The organism is Azospirillum sp. TSH20 (assembly GCF_003115935.1).
Lineage (GTDB): Bacteria > Pseudomonadota > Alphaproteobacteria > Azospirillales > Azospirillaceae > Azospirillum.
Genome location: NZ_LGQU01000054.1, coordinates 58,791 through 78,636 on the forward strand (window position 1 = coordinate 58,791; position 19,846 = coordinate 78,636).

Sequence of the window (19,846 nt, forward strand, 5' to 3'; positions counted from 1 at the left end):
GGCGCGACCCCGCCAAGGTCCAGTGCAAGCCCGTCCATCCACACGGTCCATATGGATCTGCGCAAACGGCATGGCGGCTGCGCCCCGGCTGTTGTTGGAACCGACGGGGACGACAGGGCAATGTCCGTTGTGCGCCGCAGTGGACGGCGCCAATGCCAGAAAAACGGAGCCGAGCGCGTGCGCGACGAGATCGAGACCGGTGCTGAGACCGATGCAGAGGTCGCCTATCTGCAAGCCGGCACCCCCGCCTATCGCCGTGCCAGCCGTATCCTGTTCGTCGCCGGCTTCTCCACCTTCGCCACGCTTTACTGCGTCCAGCCGCTGCTGCCGGAGTTCGTGCAGGAGTTCGGGGTGACGCCGGCCGAATCCAGCCTGTCGCTGTCGCTGACCACCGGCGTGCTGGCTGTGGCGCTGCTGGTGGCGGGTGCCATCTCCGACGGGATCGGACGCAAGCCGGTGATGGTGGCGGCATTGCTCGGCGCCGGCATCCTCGGGATTATCGGCGCGCTGATGCCGGGCTGGCACGGATTCCTTGCGGTGCGGGCGCTGGAGGGGTTGGCCTTGAGCGGCCTGCCGGCGGTGGCGATGGCCTATGTCTCCGAAGAGGTCGATCCGAAATCGGCCGGCGTCGCCATGGGGCTCTATATCGGCGGAACCGCCATCGGCGGCATGTCCGGCCGGGTGCTGACCGCCGTCGTCACCGATCTCGGAACCTGGAGGCTGGCGGTGGGGGTGGTCGGGGCGCTTGCGGTGGCGGCGGCCGTCACCGTCTGGCTCGCCCTGCCGCCGTCGCGCCATTTCGTCCGCCGCGCCGCCGGGTTGCCGGCGCTGGTGCGGGCGTGGCGCGGGCTGCTGACCGACCCGGCGCTGCTCGGACTGTTCTCGCTCGGCTTCCTGCTGATGGGCGGCTTCGTCACCGTCTTCAACTATATCGGCTTTCGCCTGAGTGAACCGCCGTTCGAGCTGCGGCCGGCCATCGTCGGTGCGGTGTTCCTGGTCTACAGCTTCGGCGTGGTCAGTTCACCTCTGTTCGGCGGCTGGTCGGGTCGATTCGGATCGAACCGCACGCTGGCGGCGGCGGTGGCGCTGATGGTCGCCGGACTGGCAATGATGGAGATCGACAGCCTGTTCGCCATCGCCCCCGGCATCGCACTGTTCACCTTCGCCTTCTTCGGTGCCCATTCCATTGTCTCGGCCTGGATCGGCCGGCGGGCGTCGGTGGCGCGCGGGCAGGCCTCGTCGATCTATCTGTTCTGCTACTATCTGGGGTCCACAGTCGCCGGAACGCTGGGCGGGCTGTTCTGGCACGGCTTCGGCTGGACCGGGGTCGCCGCCTTCGTCGGGCTGCTGATCCTGATCGCGGTGGGTGTGACGGCCGGGTTGCAGCGCAGCCGCTGATGGCGCGGCGAACGGTCGCGCCAGCGATTCGCCTTATTGCGTTGCGCTTTCCCGCGCCTCAGGCTGTAGGGGTTCGATCGGCAGGAGGGCGCGCATTGAGTAACCTGACCGTCTATCTGGAAAGCGATGCCCGCCGGCCGGAACTCCGCACCTCCGAACCGGCGCTGATGGCGGGCCATCTGGCCCATATCGGCATCCTGTACGAACGCTGGACCGCCGACGCCCCCCTGCCCGCCTCCGCCGATGGCGACGCCGTGCAGCGGGCCTATGCCGCTTCCATCGACCGGTTGAAGGTGGGCCGCCGCTTCTGCACCGTGGACGTGGTTCGCGTCACTCCCAAGACCGACGGCGTCGAGGCCCTGCGTGCAAAGTTCCTGTACGAACACACCCATGACGAGGACGAGGCGCGCTTCTTCGTGGAGGGCGCCGGCGCCTTCTACATCCATCTTGACCAGCGGGTCTTCCGCGTGGTGTGCGAGGCGGGGGACCTGCTGAGCATTCCCGCCGGCACGCCGCACTGGTTCGACATGGGGCCGCGGCCGCGCTTCACCACCATCCGCTTCTTCAGCCGGCCCGACGGCTGGGTGGCGACGCCGACCGGCGACGCCATTGCCGCACGCTTCCCGCTTTTCGAACCGGAGGCTGTGGAGGCAGCCTGACTCCGCCCCATTTCCGTCCCAAAAAATTCACTTGAATCACGGGCGGAAAAGCGTAAATCAATCGGCACGACGCACCCGCACGTGCCTATGGCCCTCTGTGGTTATGCTACGACGTACCGCGTCCTTTTTGGCAGAACCGACCATTCCAGCGGGTCGGTCCCGAGAGGGAGGTCAGTATGTACGCTGCCCACGGTGGGGCTGTGAGACGGTAGCCCTTTAGCCGGTAAACGACGCGCTGTTGCCTGGAGCTTCACAGCCCGGGGCCGCTGCTCGCACCGGCTATTTCCGTCTCCCCCCTTTCCAAAATCCGATCAATCGCCGATTCCGCTGCGCCACCCGCGCCCAAGCCCTGTGCTGGCCGGTTCGTGACGCGGCCGGGGATCGCCGTCTGCTCACCGGGCCGGTTTGCACGCCGCCGTCCGGGGATAAGAGTGCGCCATGGGTTTCCTGCGTTCCCGTTCCGCCGTCACCCCGCTCCGCCGCGTCGGCCTGAACGACAGCAGCGCCGTTTCGCTGTCCACCGGCCGCCGCTCGACCGTGACCCAGGCCGTCGCCCTGCACCGCCCGGAAGAGCCGATGCACTGCATCCGCCCCGGCGTGCTGGCCGACACCGCCGGCAGCTTCCTGACGGCCTTCGCCGGTGCGACGGATGCGATCGGCCGTGGCGGCGACGTTCTGTATGCCGTGAAGTGCAACCCGGAGCCGGCGGTTTTGCGCGCCCTGTGGGCCGGCGGCGTGCGCCATTTCGACGTCGCCTCCCCCGGTGAGATCCGCCTGATCCGCCAGATGTTCCCGGACGCCGTCCTGCATTACATGCACCCGGTCAAGGGCCGTCAGGCCATCCGCAACGCCTACCACCAGTATGGCGTCCGCGACTTCGTGCTCGACAGCCGGGAAGAGCTGGACAAGATCCTGGCGGAGACCGACGGTGCCGCCGACCTCGGCCTCGTCGTGCGGCTGGCGCTGCCGAAGGGCAACGCGGTCTACGACCTGTCGGGCAAGTTCGGCGCCGCCACGGCCGATGCGGTGGACCTGCTGCGCGCCGCCCGTGCCGTCGCGCCGAAGGTCGGGCTGTCCTTCCATGTCGGCTCGCAGATGCTCGACCCGTCAGCCTACGAGCGCGCCATCGCGCTGGCCGGCCGCGTCATCGCGGAGAGCGGCGTCGCCATCGACGTGCTGGACGTCGGCGGCGGCTTCCCGGTGTCCTATCCGGGCGTCACCCCGCCGCCGCTCGGCGATTTCATGGCCGCCATCGCCCGCGGGATCGCCGCCATCGACCTGCCGGCGCACTGCCGCCTGTGGTGCGAGCCCGGCCGCGCGCTGGTCGCCCCCGGCGTCTCGCTGGTGGTGCAGGTGGTCAAGCGGCGCGGGAGCGAGCTGTTCATCAACGATGGCGTCTATGGCGCCCTGTCGGATGCCGGCGTGCCGGGCTTCCGCTTCCCGGCACGGCTGATCCGCCCGTTCGAGGCGATGACCGACGCCGAGAGCGAAGCCTTCAGCTTCTACGGCCCGACCTGCGACAGCGCCGACAAGATGGCTGGCCCCTTCCATCTGCCTGCCGACGTGAAGGCCGGCGACTGGATCGAACTGGGGCAACTCGGCGCCTACGGCTCCTGCCTGCGCACCGCCTTCAACGGTTTCGATCAGGCGCGGGTCGTCGAAGTGTCGGACGCACCGCTGCTCGCCACCCCCGGCTACGAGCTGCGCTCCTGCGCGGCCTGAAATCGAGGCCGGTTTTCCGTGGATAAAGCGTAAAGACATCCGTAACATTCAGTGGCCCGGCGCATCCCGATTCCTCTTCTCCGAAGTGGGCGGGAGCGTCGGGCTATGTCGTTGGCCTAAACTACCTCGGGGAGACAAAAAATCATGGCCCTGGACACGAAGCTCTGCACGTTCACAGGCCGTATGGTCATCATTGGATTCGGTTCGATCGGCCAGGGTGTCTTGCCGCTGCTTCTCCGTCACATCGACGGACTTACCGCTGACCGAATCACCATCGTCACCGCCGAGGAGCGCGGTCGGGAGGAGGCGGAGCTTTACGGCGTCGCGTTCCACAACAACCCGCTGGACAACGACAATTTCTTCCAGGTTCTGAAGCCGCTGATCGACAAGGGCGATTTCCTGGTCAACCTGTCGGTCGACGTCTCGTCGATCGCGCTGATCGAATTCTGCCAGCGGGTCGGCGCCTTCTACACCGACACCTGCACCGAGCCGTGGGCCGGCGGCTATACCGACTCCAACCTGTCGCCGTCGCTGCGCTCCAACTATGCGCTGCGCGAATCGGCGCTGGCGCTGCGCCGCCGTTTCGAAGGCGGCCCGACCGCGTTGATCACCCATGGGGCGAATCCGGGTCTGGTGTCGCATTTCGTCAAGCAGGCGCTGCTGAACATCGCCGCCGACACCGGGGTCGAGACCGATGTCCCCACCGATCGCGACGGCTGGGGACGGCTGGCGCAGAAGCTGGGGATCAAGACCATCCATGTGGCGGAGCGCGACACCCAGGTGTCGAACCAGCCCAAGCAGATAGGCGAGTTCGTCAACACCTGGTCGATCGACGGCTTCGTCAGCGAGGGCTGCCAGCCGGCCGAACTGGGCTGGGGCACGCATGAGAAGGCCTTGCCGCCCGACGGCCGCCGGCACGAGTTCGGCTGCGACTCCGCCATCTATCTGATGCGGCCGGGTGCGGCCACCCGTGTGCGCACCTGGACCCCGTTGGAGGGGCCGTTCCACGGCTTTCTCATCACCCACAGCGAGTCGATCTCGATCTCCGACTATTTCACCGTGCGCGAGGGCGACACCGTCGTCTACCGCCCGACCTGCCACTATGCCTATCACCCCTGCGACGACGCGGTGATGTCGCTACATGAACTGGCCGGCAAGAACTTCAACATGCAGGCCGAACAGCGGCTGATGATGCACGAGATCTCCGGCGGCATGGACGAGCTTGGCGTTCTGCTGATGGGTCATCCCAAGGGCGCCTACTGGTACGGCTCGCGGCTCGACATCGACACGGCGCGGTCGCTTGCCCCCTACAACAACGCGACTTCGATGCAGGTGACTTCCACCGTTCTGGGCGGCATCGTCTGGACGCTGGAGAACCCGAATCGGGGCCTCGTGGAACCGGACGAGGTGGACTTCCGCCGGGTGCTGGACATTGCCACCCCCTATCTCGGCGAGGTGGTCGGCGCCTATGGCGACTGGACGCCGCTGCAGGACCGCAATGTCCTGTTCCCCGAGGACATCGACGAGGATGACCCTTGGCAGTTCAAGAACTTCCGGGTCGTTTGAGAGAAATCGGATGAAGGACCGCAGCCGTCGCCGCCCATCTGGCCGCGTCGGCTGCGGCAGTGCTGCCACAGGGCGCATGGCGACACGGTGACATTGCCCGCCGAAGGGCTCTGAAACCGTTGACTTGGGCTTTCGCTTCCCCCAATCGTTCAGCCATGCCCAAGCACGTCTCCCGGCGCGCCCGCGCCAAAGCTTCGACCGCCGCCACCCTCGTCATGCGCTCCGGCATCGTCGGGCTCATGGTTACTTGCGGGATTGCCGTCGTGGATCTGGCCATCCCGGATCCGGCGAACGCCCAATCGCCCGCGACCCAGGCTCCAGGAACGAAGCCGGATGCCGCGGCCGTGCAGGGAAACGCCGCCCAGGGAAACGCCACCGCGTCCAAGCAGGAACCGGTCCTGCTGACCGCCGATCAGGTCACCTTCGACGAGGTGAACAGCGTCGTCACCGCCAGCGGCAATGTGGAGCTTGCGCAGGGCAAGCGCAGCGTCCGCGCCGACAAGATCACCTACAACCAGAAGACCAAGGTCGTCACCGCCACAGGCAAGATCCGGCTGGTGGAGCCGTCGGGCGACATCATCTTCGCCGATTATGCCGAACTGACCGATAATCTGAAGGACGTGTTCATCGAGAACATCCGCGTCCTGATGATCGACAACGGCCGCATGGCCGGCAATGAGGGCGAGCGGCGCGAGGGCCGCCTGACGCGCGTCAACCGCGGCGTCTACAGCCCTTGCGACCTGTGCAAGGAAGACCCGACCCGTCCGCCGCTGTGGCAGATCCGCGCGGTGCGCATCGTTCACGACAACGAGGAGCACGAGGTCCGCTATAAGGACGCCACGATGGAGATCTTCGGGATCCCCGTCGCCTACACGCCCTATCTGTCGCATCCCGATCCGTCGGTGGACCGCAAGAGCGGCTTCCTGACCCCGTCCTTCGGCAACAACTCCAATCTCGGCGCGATCCTCAAGACCCATTACTACTGGGACATCGCGCCGGACCAGGACGCCACCTTCGACCTGCATTACTACTCGCAGCAGGGGCCGCTGCTCGGCGGCCAGTACCGCAAGCGGTTCGAGAGCGGGCGGCTGGAACTGGAAGGCGCCATCACCCGCGGCGACGTGGCCAACACCACCATCGTGCCGAAGGAAACGCGCACCCGCGGCTATGTCGCGGCGCGCGGCCTGTTCGACATCGACGAGACCTGGCGCGCCGGCTTTGATGTGAAGCGGGCCAGCGACCCGACCTTCCTGCGCCGCTATTACGATTTCCGCGAAGATTACCTGACCAGCAAGGCCTACGTGGAGGGCTTCCGCGGGCGGAACTATGCGGCGATCACCGGCTACAGCTTCCAGGACATGCGGTACGGGAACACCGTTCCCGAGCCGGTCGCCCTGCCCTATGCGCAGTACAATGCGCTGGGCGAGCCGGGCAGCCTGCTCGGCGGGCGGTGGTCGTTCGATACCAGCCTGCTGGCGGTGTCGCGCTTCAAGAATGCCGGCCCGGATACGCAGCGCTTCATGGCGCAGCCGGGGTGGGAGCGCAACATCGTCTCCAACGCCGGCTTCGTCACCACCCTGTCGGGCAGCGTGCTGGTCGCCGGCTATACCGCGCAGCAGTTCAACACGGCCGACCCCACCACCCGCGGGAACGACAACATCAGCCGCTTCCGCTTCTTCCCGCAGGGGCAGGCCACCGTCCGCTATCCGTTCGTCCGCTACGGCGAAAGCTCGTCCCAGCTGGTGGAACCGATCGGCCAGCTGACCTTCGCGCCGAAGCTGCCGAACGGCCGCGTCTTCCCGAACGAAGACAGCCTGGACGTCGAGTTCGACGACGTGAACCTGCTGCAGCCCAACCGCTTCACCGGCATCGACCGGCTGGACGACGGCATGCGCTTCACCTACGGCCTGCGCACGGCGATCTATGGCAATAGCCAGGGGTCGGCCAGCCTGTTCCTGGGCCAGAGCATCCGCCTGACCGACAGCAATGTCGGCTTCACCGGCGATTCCGGCCTGGAAGAGCGGGTGTCCGACTATGTCGGCCGCCTGGACCTGCAGCCGGCCGACTGGCTGGACGTCAATTACGGCTTCCGCATCGACCACGAGACCTTCCGTCCGCGCCGCCATTCGTTGAACGCGACGGCCGGCGTGCCGCTGCTGCGCCTGTCGACCTCCTACACCTATGTCGACCAGACGACCGCGCGCAACGCGGTCACCCGCAACCGGGTGGAGCAGGCAAGCTTCGGGGTGTCGTCGCAGTTCACCGATTACTGGAGCCTGGGCGTCAGCCACACCCAGGCGATGGAGCCGCAGCCGGGTCCGCGCTCCAGCCTTGCCGTGCTGTCCTATTCCGACGAATGCCTGGTCTTCCAGACCGTCGCGCGCCGCGATTACACCGTCAGCACGACCGGCGAGAAGGACGGCAACACCATCTTCTTCCGTCTGGTCTTCAAGAATGTCGGCGAGTTCAAGAGCCCTGGCATCAACGCCAGCTTCCTGGGCGGCGGTTCGGCCAATCAGTAAGCGCGGATCGGTGGGAAAAGGCGGCGGTCACCGACGGCCAGGGGGTTGCATCCCTTGGCCGTTGCCGTTAGCCATTAACGCCCGACGAGACAGCCCGCCGCGACCGGAATCATGACCCTGGGACGTTACGACTACGAAAGACGCTACCGCAAACGCCTGCGGGCCGGCGTGATCAAGTTCGCGCTGCTGGCGGCACTGGTGCTCGGTGTCGGGTTGTTTTCCTACCAGATGGGGATCGAGCAGCTGAAAGGCCGCGACGTCACCCTGCGGGAGGAGATTGCCACCCTGTCGCGCCAGAAGGCCGAGCTGGAACTGCTGGCCAGCCAGATGCAGCACGCCGCCCGCACCGCGGAGGCGCGGGTGGGCGAGCTGGAGGGCCGCCTGCAGCGTGAAGTGCCGACCGGCGACCTCGCCAAGCTAACCCAACTGGTTGCGGAGCGGCTGAAGGGTGGGCTGGACGCCAACCGCCTCGCCTTCGTCATTTCGCAGGCGCAGATTCCGCGCAATTGCCAGCCGACCGACACCAAGCGCTTCACGCTCAGCACGCCGCTGCTGAAGGGCGGCGCTCGCGGCGTCACTTTCGGCAATGGCACCGTCACGGTCACCGGCGAGGGTCAATCGGCCCACAATCCTCAGGGCAACGCCGAAAGCTGGTTCGATCCGGGCCAGCCGGTGACGATTCGAATCACCGGCATGGGCGGCAAGGGCACCACGGTCAGCGGCGTCCTGCCGCTGCACCAGTCGCTGGTGGTAGACAACAGCGAATACCGCTTCACCATCGCCGCTGCCCAGCGCTCCTTCGTCGAGGTCACCGCCGACCGTTGCGCCTATCCCTGAGGCGTAACGGCGAACCCGCGCGGCGGCTCGCCTGCCGCATGGATGTCCCACATCGTGGCATAGGCCGCTTCGATCGACCGGGTGAAGCGGCCGGTGTCGAACAGCGGGGCGGTCGCCCGCGCCTGCTCCAGCCGCAGCTTCAATGCCGCCAGTTCGGCGGGCTGCCCGGCCAGACGCCGCGCCATCGCCTCATACGCGTCCCAGTCCGACACCGCCAGTTCCGGCAATCCGACCGCGTGCAGCAGGCTGGCGGCCACCCGCCCGGCGAAGGAGCGGCCAAGGACCGTCAGCACCGGCAGGCCGGCCCACAAAGCGTCGCTCGCCGTGGTGTGGGCGCCGACCGGGCTCGAATCGAGGAACAGGTCGGCCAACCGGTGGCGCGCCAGATGCGCGGGACCCGACAGGCGCGGGGCGAAGACCAGCCGCTCCGGCGCCACTCCCCGGTCCGTTGCCGCGCGCCGCAGGTTGACCGCGACCTCCGCCGGTCCTTCCAGCAGCCATAGCACCGATCCCGGAACGCGCTGCAGTATCCGGCACCAGCGGCCGAACAGCTCGGGGCCGATCTTGTAGGAGGCGTTGAAGGCGCAGAAGACCACGCCGTCGTCGGGAAGCCCGCAGTCGGAGCGGGCCGGCACCGGGCCGATGGCGCGCTTGCGGTCATTCGGCTGGTAGCTGTCGGGCAGATGGACGATTCGCTCGCTGTAGAAGCGCTGGTGATCGACCGGGACCACGATTGGATCAGCGATGACATAGTCGATGGCCGGGCTGCCCAGCGTGCCCGGATAGCCCAGCCACTGCGCCTGCAGCGGTGCCGGCCGGTGGGCGGCAATGCCGGGGCGGGCGTTCTGGGTGTGGCCCTTGAGGTCGACCAGGATGTCGATGCCGGCCTCGTGGATCAGGCCGGCCGCCTGCTCGTCGGTAAGGGCGGACAGGTCGATGAAGCGGTCGAATCCGGCGACCAGCCGCCGTCGCAACGGACCGCCGTCGTCGGGACCATAGGAGCAGCCGACGATCTCGAAGCGGTCGCGGTCGTGCCGTTCGATCAGTTCGGCGATCAGAACCGCGGTCGCATGTTCGTGGAAATCGGCCGAGAGATAGCCGATGCGCAGCTTCGATCCGCGGATGCTGCGGGTCGGAAATGCGGGCCGGATGCCGCGCGTCTTCCAGGCGGCATAGCGTTCGGCGCAGGCGCGCTCCAGTGCAGGTCCCGCCCCTTCGCCGAGAAAGATCCAGGGATGGGCCTGCTGCGTCCGCCCCTCCCGCACCAGCTCGACCAGCCTGCCCGACAGAGCGGTCAGCCCGTCCCAGCGGCAAAGGTGGCGGCACTGTTGCACCAGTTGGGCCAGCACCCCGCCGGCGTCGGGCAGGCCGATGCGCATAGCGCGTTCGAAGCCGACGATGCTCGCCGCGCCGTCTTCCGCCGGGCCGCCGCGCTGCCCGCGTTCCTTCAGCGTCAGGGCGAGGTTCGCCTGTCCCTCCGCCAGATCGGGCCGCAGGCTCAGGCAGGCACGAAAGCCGGCGACGGCGCTGTCCAGGTCACCGCGATCGCGATGGAGGGCGGCCAGGGCCAGCCGGGCCGGCACCAGGGTGGGGTCGAGCGCAAGCGCCCGGCGCAAGGCAGGTTCGGCCTCGTCCAGCCGGCCAAGCTCGCGCAGCAGGACGCCCTGGTTGCAGGGGGCGGGGGCGAACTGCGGCATCAGCCGGGCGGCCTCGCCATAAGCCGCTGACGCCTCCGCCGGACGGCCGAGCGCCTGCAGGGTCACGCCCCAATTATAATGGTTACCGCCGAAATCGGGCAGCCAAGCCAGTGCCTTGCGGTGATGCAATTCCGCTTCCGCAAGGCGGCCCTGGCGCCGCAACGCCTCGCCGAGGTTGGAGCGGGCGACCGCCTCCTCCGGCGTGCCGGCCTGACCCAGCGTGTCGAGGGCCGAGAACAGGGCCGACAGCAGCGCACCGTCGCCCGGCTTGCCGGCCAGACGGCGGCGCAGATCGGCGACGGCGCGTTGGCCGGACACGGATACGGAGGAGGTCACTTGCGCTGCCACTGGCCCGCGGCGGTCATCACGAACTGGCCGGCCGGGGTGCGCTCGATCAACTGCTGGCCGGCCACCGCCTGGACCTTGTCCAGCGCCGTGCCGTTGCCCTTGGCGATCTCCTGATAGCGGGCGAGACGCTGGGCGTTCACCTGCTGCGCCAGCGCCTGGGCCGAGGCCGGTGCGCCAGGGACGACGCCGACCATGCCGTCGGGACGCTCGCCCAGCTGGCCGGCGGCCTTGGCGGCGGCCAGCGCATCCTGCGCCAAGGCCAGCTGCGGCATGGCGGACACCAGCAGTCCGGCGGCCAGCGCGGACAGGGCGAGCCGGTTGAAACGGCGGCGGCTGATGGAAGCGGTCTTCATCACTTCTTCCCCTTCGTGGAAGAGGTCGTGGAGTCGGTTGGCAGGCCGAACAGGGCGGGGTCGTTGCGGATGGCGTCGTCGACGTCGCGCTCCAGCTTGACCCGCACCTCCTGCTCGATCCGGACGTTCAGGTTGATCTCGATGGGCTTGTCGGGCGCTTCGATCTTCACCGTCGGGGCGCAGGCGGCAGCGGCGGCCGAAATCAGCAGAGCAGCCGCAAGGCCGGTAGATGGGAATCTGGTAAGCATAATGGCGGTCAGGGGTCCTTCTGGTCGAAGCCGGTCATCCGGTCCCGCAGCGTGTCGGGAATCCGGTAGACGTCGAGGTTCTGGCGCAGAATCCGGTCGAGCGCGCCGGACAGCTTAAGGTTAAGCGCGACCGGATAGCCATCGTAGAATGACGGGTTCGATCCGCGCAGCGAGAAGCCGGCGTTGAGTTCGCCGCCGGCCTGCCCGTCGATGGTGATCCGCAGCGTGTCGTAATGGAAATCTGTCAGCGCCCCCATCAGCATGGCGGTCGGGCTGCCCTCCTCCCCCTTCAGGGTGGGCGGCGGCTTGGCCGGGTCGTAGCGCAGGGTGCCGGGACCGGACGATTCGAGAACGCCGCCGTCGATTGTCACCTTATCGCCGGCGAACACCACCGGCAGGGTGCCGGCCAGCTTGCCACTGGCCGCCAGCCCGTCGACGGCGATCAGGTTCAGCAGCTTGGCGGCGTCGATCCGGTCGGCATGCAGGGTCACCCGCCCCTTGGGCTTTTCGGGCGACAGCTCGAACGGGTCGGCGCGCAGAAGGCCGCCGGCCCAGTTCCATTCCGCCCGGTCCACATCCAGCCGCCCGTCACGGCCATAGCCGAACAGCAGCGTGCCGTCCGTCAGCGGAATGCCGACGTCCAGCAGGCCGATGGACAGCTTCTGCCCGTCCGGGATCACCGGCGGCGAGAGGCTGGACAAGGCGATGGTGCCGCTGACCCCGGCGACGGTCACCGGCCCGGCGGCACCGGCAAGCCCCTTCACCACCGCCTGTCCGGCCGTGGTCATGCCCTTCGCGGTCAAAGCGACCGTCGCCTTGCCCGACAGGGTGCCCGACGCCTTTTCGAGGAAGGTCGCGGCGAGCGGCGAAACGGCGGCGAGACCGGGGCCATCGGCGGCAAGGCGGAACGGCTTCGCCACCGCCTCCAGCTTCCCGGCACCGGCGGTCTGATCATAGGTGCCGTCGAGCGTGACGGTGAGGAGGCCGTTTGCGCCCTTGGCGGTGCCGTCGATCGCCCATGGCCCCTGCCCTGCCTGCACCGCCTGCATTGTCACCGCCAGCGGGACGACAGGCGCGGGCTTGGTCGTGTTGGTCAATTGTGCGACCACGACCTCCGCCCGCCGACCGTCGCCATCCTGCGCCAGCCGCAGCACGACCTTGTCGGCGCGCAGGTCACTGGCGGGAGCCTCCAGGCGCGGCGCCTGCAGCTCCGCCACGACCGTCATGGCATCGGACGACCAGCGCAGGAGCGGGGTTTCCCCCACCGGACACAGCGTCGCCCCCTGCGGCAGGCCGAGCGGCTGCCTGGCGACCGTGAGCCGTTCCGCCTTGGCGGGCAGGCAGCCGGCGGGGGCGACGGTCACCGCACCGCCGTCCATCCCGACCACCAGCGCGCCGGACAGCGTCACGCGACCCGACATCGACAGGTCGAGCGTCTTGGCCGCGGCCTCCAACGGGCCACTGTCGACGGCAAACTCCAGCCGCAGGCCGCGCCAGCCATCGGCGATGCGCAGGCTGGTGACGGTCACCGCGGCTTCGGTGAAGCCGGCATCGCGCAAGGTCTGCGTCGCCGTCCCGCCGATCAGCGCCGGACCGGTCAGGATCGCACCGCCCAGCCCGACCACGGCCAAGGTCACCGTGACCGCCACCGTGCCGGCTATCGCCCGTCCCAGCCTCAAGCCCCTGTCCTTTCCCCAAAGTCCCGTCATGACCGGCATGCCAAATCCCATGCCACGTCCATGTCCGGATGAACACCCGGACGAGTGGCCGTCATCCGTGACTTTTGGCGGAGACTTTCGGCGGATCGCCATCCCCGCCAGCGCGGCTTTGCATTCCCGCGCTTTTCCCCTATGGTCCGTGGCGCGGATTTCGGCTCATCGGAGTGTTTCGCATGAAGCGGTGGACCCGCGCGTTGCTGGCGGCCCTGTTCGCCACAATCTTCACTGTCTCGTTCTTTACAGTTTCTCAAGGGGAGGCGAAGGCCTTGGATCCGGAAAACACCATTTACCTCGACCTGAAGGACGGTCGCGTGGTGATCGAACTGCGGCCCGACCTGGCGCCGAACCACGTCGCCCGCATCAAGGAACTGACCCGCCAGGGCTTCTATGACGGCGTCGTCTTCCACCGCGTCATCGACGGCTTCATGGCCCAGACCGGCGACCCGACCGGCACCGGCATGGGCGGCTCCGGCAAGAAGCTGAAGGCCGAGTTCTCCAGCGCTCCGCACATCCGCGGCACCCTGTCGATGGCCCGCGCCCAGGATCCGGACAGCGCCGACAGCCAGTTCTTCATCTGCTTCGCCCCGTCCCAGTTCCTGGACCGCCAGTACACCGTCTGGGGCCGCGTGGTCGAGGGCATGGAGTTCGTCGACATGATCAAGAAGGGCAGCCAGTCCCGCAACGGACAGGTCACCGACCCGGACAAGATCATCAAGATGCAAGTTGCGGCCGACGTGAAGTAACGCCTCCTCCGCAGCCGTTCAGGAAAAGGGGGACCGGTGCGCCGGTCCCTTTTTTTCTTGGCAGCGATTTCCGTCGGTCAACCGCCGGCCAGCGAATTGGTCATGGCGCGCAGCAGATCCTTCATCGATTGCGGACGGTCCTGCCAGCGCATGGCCAGACCGGACAGCAGCACCTTCTCGAATCCGGGGGGCAGCGCCACGCCCAGTTCGGACGGCTTCGGCACCTTGTCGTTCATGAAGCGGGCGGTGGCATCGGGTGGGGTGCGGCCGGTCAGCGCCAGATAGATCGTGGCGCAGAGCGCATAGACGTCCGACCAGGGACCTTGCCGCCCTTCGTTGGAATATTGCTCCGGCGGGGCGTAGCCGGGCTTGAGGATCACGGTCAGGCCGGCGCCTGGACGGGCGGTCTGCCTTGCAGCGCCGAAGTCCAGCAGCTTGCGGTCGCCGCCGTTGGTCAGGAAGATGTTGTCCGGACTGATGTCGCGGTGGATCAGTCCCTGCTCGTGGATGGCCTGCAACGCCTTGGCGATCGGCATCACCACCGACAGCGTCCGCTTCACGTCGATTCGGCCGCCGCAATCAGCCAGATATTTCTTCATGGTGCGGCCTTCCAGCAGCTCCATGACCAGATAGGCGGTGGCGTTCTCTTCGAAGAAATCCTGGATACCGACGATCTCGCGCACCTCGCGCAGGCGAGCGAGCGTCCGCGCCTCCTCCAGGAACTTGGCGAGGCCGGCGGCGAAGGTCTCCGCATGCTCGTCGGAGAAGGGGGAGACGGCGGCGGCGTTGGGAACGCGGGAGATCAGGTTGGATGGATAGTATTCCTTGATCGCCACCTTCACCTGCAGCCGATCATCCCATCCCAGATAGGTGGCGCCGAACCCGCCCTGCCCCAGCACGCGCCCGGCACGGTAGCGGCCATGCAGCAGCGTCCCCGGCACCAGATGCACGCCCGGCCGGTTGTCCGATTTGGCCGGGAAGCCGCAGGCCCCGCAGGTCTCCGACCGTCCTTTCGCGGAATAGCAGCTTGGGCACAGCCCCGCCGTGTCGTCGGCGACCGCGGGGAGCGCGCCGGCCGCACCCCGTTGCTGGCTGGCCGGATGAAGAACCGTGTCGGCGCTGCGAGCGGCCCGGGACGGCGGAGGCGCGACTTCCACGGTGGCCGGCGGAGCGGGCGGCAGAACGGGCGGGGGTGCGGGTGCGGTCGCCATCTGGCGCAGCCGATCCAGCAGTTCCAGCAGCCTTCTCACCTCGGCCTGGGCGACCTCGCTTTCGGGCTGGGCGAGTTCGGCCTGGAATTGCGGCTGGCGGACGATTTCCAGGATGTGCTGGCGCATCAGCGGCAGGGCGCCATCCTCGCGGATCAGGCCCGAACAGGCGACCTCCGCCAGCCGGACGGTGCGGCGGCGCAGGACCGGTTCCACCTGCTTCAGACGAACCGCGAGCTGCCCGGTCTTCACGAAATCGTCGACCGCGCGCTCTGCCCGTCCGGCGATCCGCTCGCAGGCGTCCGCCGGCAGCGGTGCGGCGCGGATGGCCGCCAGTGCGCGGGCGAAATCGCGCTCCAGCAAGGCGGTGTCCGGCGTCTGCACCAGCATGTTCTCGATCAGCAACTCGTTGCAGACCGCCGCGTCGAGCGATGCGAGGATCTCGTCGGCATGCCGTTCGGCGGCCGGGGCGGCAGCGACACGGGTCAGGTAATGGATGCGGCAGATCAGATCCGATTGCCCTTCGCCCATCCCGATGATGGAGCGGCGATAGGCGCTGGCCCCACCCTGCTCCAGCCGGCGCGAATAGCGGACGGTCAGCGCGTCGGCCATGGCCGCACCGCCGACCAGCCCGTCGCGGGTCAGCAGATGCCCGACCAGCGTCTTCAGCATCTCCGCCTCCTGGTCGAAGGCGCCGCGGCCCAGCGGCTGGGGTGCCTTCAACTGGCGGCGGATGCGGTCGAGGACGGCGGCCTTCGCATGGGGCAGCTTGCCCTGGCGGAACAGGGCGTTCAGCACGCCGACGCTGTTCGGCCCGATGGCCTCCATGCCGATGCGGCCGAACAGCATGTCGCAGAGGCTGGACAGCAACGTTCCCGGCAGCAGATTGGTTCCGAACAGCTCCGCACCGGCGGCGGCGGAGGCCAGGACATCGCCGATCACCCCATCGACCGCCGCGGCCAGCCGCTCGTCCCGGTCCCACTGGTGCAGTTCAAGCAGGCGGTCCAGCTTGCCGTTCCAGCTCTTGATCTCCACCAGTTCCAGGGCGATGGCAACACGCAGGTCGTACTCCGCATCGCCGGTGGGCGTCTTGGCCCCCTGGGAGAGCAGCCAGTCCACCGGCTTGCGGCCGCGCGGCATGGCGGCGAATGCGGCCTGGGCGGCGCGCGCCTTGGCCCAGCTTTCGTCCACCGCGGCACGGATGGCGCGTTTGCGCGTCTGCTGCTCCTGTCCCGGCGCACGCGCCTGGGCCGCCGCGACCTTGCTCAGGGCCGCCTCGATCAGCGTCCCCTGTTCCAGGCAGGCTTTCAGCGGCTTGGGCAGATGGATCAACTCCGTCGGGGTCAGGTACAGCGGGTCCAGGTAAGACCGCAGCACCGTGCCGATCAGCAGCCGCGCCGGCAGCGCGTGGTAGTCCGGCAGCGAGTCGCATGGCTCCACCTCGTCGAGCGTGGCCATGGCCGACGACGGAGTCGGCATCGCGCGGCTGAGTTGGGGAGTGGACACTCCGGGCCTTTCCTGGACGTGACGGATTGCGCGGCCGGGCTGCAACACCGGCGCCCCTTCCGCGTTGTCGATACAACCGGTATTCCGCACCCGCCGGGGAGCAGTGCCGGACGGGCATCGTCGCGCAAGGAGGGTAAATGACGAGTGTACGATACCCACATTTTTCGACAAAAACAGATGAACTGTGTCAGCGTCGAGGCAGTCGGCGCCTTGCCGGTGGCGACCGTTTCCTTCGGCCTTCGCATGTGCGATAAGAATCGTGACGCCGACGATGGGAGAAACGCATGATCCGGACGGGCACCATCATCGCGTTGCGGCACGGACCGATGAAGCTCACCGCGGCCCCCCAATGCGGCGGTTCGCTGGCGAGCTGGAGCCTGTCCACCGCCGATGGCCCGGTCGAGCTGTTCCGGCGGGCGTCCGACCACGCGCTGGCCGGGAATTTCGCCCCGGACATGGCCTGTTTCCCGCTGGTCCCCTTTTCCAACCGCATCGGCGGCGGCCGGTTCGTCTTCCAGGGCCGGGAGGTCGTGCTCGCCACCGATCCCGGATCACCCCACAGGATCCACGGCCATGGCTGGTCATCCCCCTGGAGCGTGGAGGCCGTCACCGACGACGCCCTGCGCATGGCATTCGCCCACCGGGCCGACGACTGGCCCTGGAGCTATCGCGCGGCACAGACGGTGTCGCTGGACGGCGAAGGGCTGACCGTCACGCTCGACCTCATCAACGACTCGGACAGCGATATGCCGGCCGGGCTGGGGCTGCATCCCTATCTGGTCAGGTCGCCGGGCAGCCGCGTGACCGCCGGCGTCCAATCCGTCTGGGAGAATGACGACACCATCCTGCCCTGCCGGAATCGCCCGGTGCCCGCCGCCTGGGACTTCCGCCATGGCGTGACCATGGACCATGTGGCGTTGGACAACGGCTTCACCGGCTGGAACGGCTCCGCGACGCTGGACCGTCCGCGCGAACGGCTGCGCCTGACCATGCTGGCGGACGGGCCGGTCGGACACCTGATCGTCTATGCCCCGCCCGGCGAACCCTATCTGTGCCTGGAGCCGGTCACCCACATGACCGACGCGCTGAACCGTCCGCAGGAACCCGGTGCCGGCGTCATCGCCCTGCCGCCGCGGGAGCGGCTGTCGATGACCGTCCGCTTCCTCGTGTCACGATCCTAGTGCGCCACCCCTCGTACCGAGTTCACGGGCAAGGCCGACAAAGGCCCTGAAGGCGGCCGACGGGTTGCGCCGTCCGGAATAGTAAAGGCAGAGCCCGGAACGCGGCGGCGTCCAGTCATCGAGAACGCGAACGAGACGGCCCGCCTCAACGTCGGCCCGCACGTCCGGTTCCATGAAGAAGCCTAGGCCTACGCCTTCGAGGACGGCGATCCGCGCCAGACTGGCCTCGTCCAGCGTGATCGGTCCATTGACCTCGATCTGTGCCGACTGCCCGTCCTTCTCGAACTGCCACCGGAATAGGGCACCGTTCGGCAGACGGACACGAATGCACGGGTGAACGAGCAGGTCGGGCGGCAGGCGCGGCCGCTCATGCGCCGCGAAATATGCCGGCGACCCGACGACCGCATAACGCTGCGGCCGACCCAGTGGAACCGCGATCATGTCGCTCGGTACTAGGTCGGCCGCACGTACACCAAGGTCGAACCCCTCGGCGACGATATCCACCAGCCGCCCTTCGGTGACGAGGTCGACATGGACCTGCGGATGACGGCGCAGGAACTCCAGCACCAGAGGCGAGAGGAGTTCGCGCGCCGCTGTGGCGAAGGCATTGATGCGAAGTGTGCCCGACGGAATGATCTGCTGCGACCGCACGGCTTCCAAGGCGCCGTGGACATCCTGCAATGCCGGACCAACCTGCTCGACGAACACCCGCCCGGCATCGGTGAGCGAGACGCTCCGTGTCGTCCGGTTGAACAGGCGAACGCCAAGGCCCGCTTCGAGTTTGCCGATCGCATTGCTGAGCGCTGTCGTCGACATGCCCAGGTCGAGCGCCGCTGCGCGAAAGGTGCCCCGTCGCGCAATGGCGATGACCGCATCCAGATCGTTCAGCTCAGCCTCGCGCATTGTCCCGCCAATCAAAACCCCTCATCCCGTTTTATCCCGATTATCGAAACAGATGTCCAAACTTAGTTTGGAAAGGACAGGAAACTTCGATCAGGAGGAATGACGCGATGACACTCCCTTCACCGGTCTTGGCCTACATCGATGCAGACGGAAGGAACGACGACATTGCGCTGATCGATGCCTTCGCGCCCGACGCCGCCGTCAAGGATGAAGACGGCACTCACTTTGGCAAAAAAGCGATCGGCGCGTGGTGGCGGGCTGCAAAGGCCAAGTACCAACACGTGATTGAACCGCTCGAATCGACTGAAGACGGCCAGACCACCAGAGTTCTCATGAACGTGACTGGGCAATTCCCCGGCAGTCCCGCCAGGATGGTCTTTGCGTTCCGGGTCGAGGGCAGCCGGATTGCCGGCCTGGAGATCAACCCATGAGCCCCTTCATCAATCTGGACGGCAAGCGAGCGCTCGTCACATCGGGCACACGGGGCGCTGGTGCGGCCACCGTCACGCTGTTTCGCGAACTCGGGGCCCGTGTGCTGACTGCGGCCCGCTCGCGCCCGGACGGGATGGACGAGGCGATGTTCGTCTCCGCGGATCTGACGAGCCCGGACGGGTGTGCCAAGCTCGCGGCGGCGGCGCGCGAACGCTTGGGCGGGATCGACGTCATCGTTCACATGCTGGGTGGTTCCTCCGCTCCCACAGGCGGATTCGCTGCGTTGAACGACGAAGTCTGGAGCAGGGAACTCGACCTGAATCTGATGCCCGCGATCCGGCTCGACCGCGAGCTTGTGCCGGCGATGGTGGCGCAGGGCCATGGTGTGGTCATCCACGTGACCTCGATACAGCGCGAGCTGCCCTTGCCGCAGTCGACGACAGCCTATGCCGCTGCGAAGGCCGCGCTCTCGACCTACAGCAAGAGCCTGTCCAAGGAAGTTTCGCCCAAAGGCGTGCGCGTGGTGCGAGTCTCGCCCGGTTGGATCGAGACCGAGGCGGCGGTACGTTTGGCCGAGCGGCTCGCGAGGGACGCCGGCACAGACTATGAAGGCGGCAAGCGGATCATCATGGACTCGCTCGGCGGCATTCCCATCGGCGGGCCATCGAAGCCGGACGATGTCGCCAACCTGATTGCGTTCCTCGCTTCCGACCGTGCCAAGACCATAACCGGCACCGAATACGTCATCGACGGCGGTACCATTCCGACCGTGTGACGCGTGACCGACAGTACGAGCGAAGCCGGC

General features: G+C 67.6%; 16 protein-coding genes. 10 read left to right on the forward strand and 6 right to left on the reverse strand.

The features are described from left to right. The first annotated feature begins 177 nt into the window (after positions 1–177). The 6 genes from TSH20_RS16090 (at position 178) to TSH20_RS16115 (ending at position 8,704) form a co-directional block, all read left to right on the forward strand. Positions 178–1,398, forward strand: coding sequence for an MFS transporter (locus tag TSH20_RS16090; RefSeq protein WP_109075691.1), 1,221 nt, complete (start codon positions 178–180; stop codon positions 1,396–1,398). 95 nt (positions 1,399–1,493) lie between these two features. Then, positions 1,494–2,057: a cupin domain-containing protein gene (locus tag TSH20_RS16095; RefSeq protein WP_109075692.1), complete on the forward strand. Its 564-nt coding sequence runs from the start codon at positions 1,494–1,496 to the stop codon at positions 2,055–2,057. A 438-nt stretch (positions 2,058–2,495) separates the two neighbouring features. Beyond that, positions 2,496–3,779, forward strand: coding sequence for a type III PLP-dependent enzyme (locus TSH20_RS16100; protein ID WP_109075693.1), 1,284 nt, complete (start codon positions 2,496–2,498; stop codon positions 3,777–3,779). A 144-nt stretch (positions 3,780–3,923) separates the two neighbouring features. Next, positions 3,924–5,345: a saccharopine dehydrogenase C-terminal domain-containing protein gene (locus TSH20_RS16105; protein ID WP_109075694.1), complete on the forward strand. Its 1,422-nt coding sequence runs from the start codon at positions 3,924–3,926 to the stop codon at positions 5,343–5,345. Positions 5,346–5,608: 263 nt separating this feature from the next. Beyond that, positions 5,609–7,867: an LPS assembly protein LptD gene (gene lptD, locus TSH20_RS16110; protein ID WP_247871354.1), complete on the forward strand. Its 2,259-nt coding sequence runs from the start codon at positions 5,609–5,611 to the stop codon at positions 7,865–7,867. Between the two features lie 111 nt (positions 7,868–7,978). Continuing rightward, a complete protein-coding gene (locus TSH20_RS16115) occupies positions 7,979–8,704 on the forward strand; it encodes a hypothetical protein (RefSeq protein WP_109075696.1) in 726 nt (241 codons plus the stop codon). Here the strand turns inward: TSH20_RS16115 and TSH20_RS16120 are convergent. Genes TSH20_RS16120 through TSH20_RS16135 form a run of 4 tightly spaced genes read right to left on the reverse strand, consistent with a single transcriptional unit; the run spans position 8,695 to position 13,029 of the window. After that, positions 8,695–10,737, reverse strand: a complete 2,043-nt coding sequence (locus tag TSH20_RS16120; protein ID WP_247874479.1) for a tetratricopeptide repeat protein — start codon at positions 10,735–10,737, stop codon at positions 8,695–8,697. The two genes, TSH20_RS16115 and TSH20_RS16120, sit on opposite strands and share 10 nt — an antisense overlap. Continuing rightward, positions 10,734–11,102 carry a YdbL family protein gene (locus tag TSH20_RS16125; RefSeq protein WP_109075697.1) on the reverse strand — a complete coding sequence of 123 codons (369 nt, stop codon included), beginning with the start codon at positions 11,100–11,102 and terminating at the stop codon, positions 10,734–10,736. The genes TSH20_RS16120 and TSH20_RS16125 overlap by 4 nt, the downstream gene beginning before the upstream one ends. Further along, on the reverse strand, positions 11,102–11,350 hold the full coding sequence (locus tag TSH20_RS16130) for a YnbE family lipoprotein (protein ID WP_109075698.1): 249 nt from the start codon (positions 11,348–11,350) through the stop codon (positions 11,102–11,104). The genes TSH20_RS16125 and TSH20_RS16130 overlap by 1 nt, the downstream gene beginning before the upstream one ends. A gap of 8 nt (positions 11,351–11,358) precedes the next feature. Further along, on the reverse strand, positions 11,359–13,029 hold the full coding sequence (locus TSH20_RS16135; protein WP_109075699.1) for a YdbH domain-containing protein: 1,671 nt from the start codon (positions 13,027–13,029) through the stop codon (positions 11,359–11,361). Positions 13,030–13,241: 212 nt separating this feature from the next. Here TSH20_RS16135 and TSH20_RS16140 point away from each other — a divergent pair, with 212 nt between their 5' ends. Then, complete coding sequence (locus TSH20_RS16140; RefSeq protein WP_085089375.1) at positions 13,242–13,811, forward strand: peptidylprolyl isomerase; 570 nt, start codon at positions 13,242–13,244, stop codon at positions 13,809–13,811. Positions 13,812–13,888: 77 nt separating this feature from the next. On the opposite strand, the gene TSH20_RS16145 is transcribed toward TSH20_RS16140, so the two are convergent. Beyond that, positions 13,889–16,525 (reverse strand): serine/threonine-protein kinase, encoded by a 2,637-nt coding sequence (locus TSH20_RS16145; protein ID WP_247871353.1) that lies wholly within the window; start codon positions 16,523–16,525, stop codon positions 13,889–13,891. A 284-nt stretch (positions 16,526–16,809) separates the two neighbouring features. On the opposite strand from TSH20_RS16145, the gene TSH20_RS16150 reads away from it, so the two are divergent. Then, positions 16,810–17,706: an aldose 1-epimerase gene (locus tag TSH20_RS16150; protein ID WP_109075700.1), complete on the forward strand. Its 897-nt coding sequence runs from the start codon at positions 16,810–16,812 to the stop codon at positions 17,704–17,706. Here TSH20_RS16150 and TSH20_RS16155 read toward each other — a convergent pair. Continuing rightward, entirely contained in the window at positions 17,695–18,609 is a 915-nt protein-coding gene (locus tag TSH20_RS16155; protein ID WP_109075701.1) for a LysR family transcriptional regulator, read from the reverse strand. The two genes, TSH20_RS16150 and TSH20_RS16155, sit on opposite strands and share 12 nt — an antisense overlap. A 107-nt stretch (positions 18,610–18,716) precedes the next feature. Between TSH20_RS16155 and TSH20_RS16160 the strand changes: the two genes are divergently transcribed. Then, positions 18,717–19,040, forward strand: coding sequence for a nuclear transport factor 2 family protein (locus tag TSH20_RS16160; protein WP_109075702.1), 324 nt, complete (start codon positions 18,717–18,719; stop codon positions 19,038–19,040). Then, positions 19,037–19,816 (forward strand): SDR family oxidoreductase, encoded by a 780-nt coding sequence (locus tag TSH20_RS16165; protein ID WP_109075703.1) that lies wholly within the window; start codon positions 19,037–19,039, stop codon positions 19,814–19,816. The genes TSH20_RS16160 and TSH20_RS16165 overlap by 4 nt, the downstream gene beginning before the upstream one ends. The last annotated feature ends 30 nt before the right edge of the window (positions 19,817–19,846 follow it).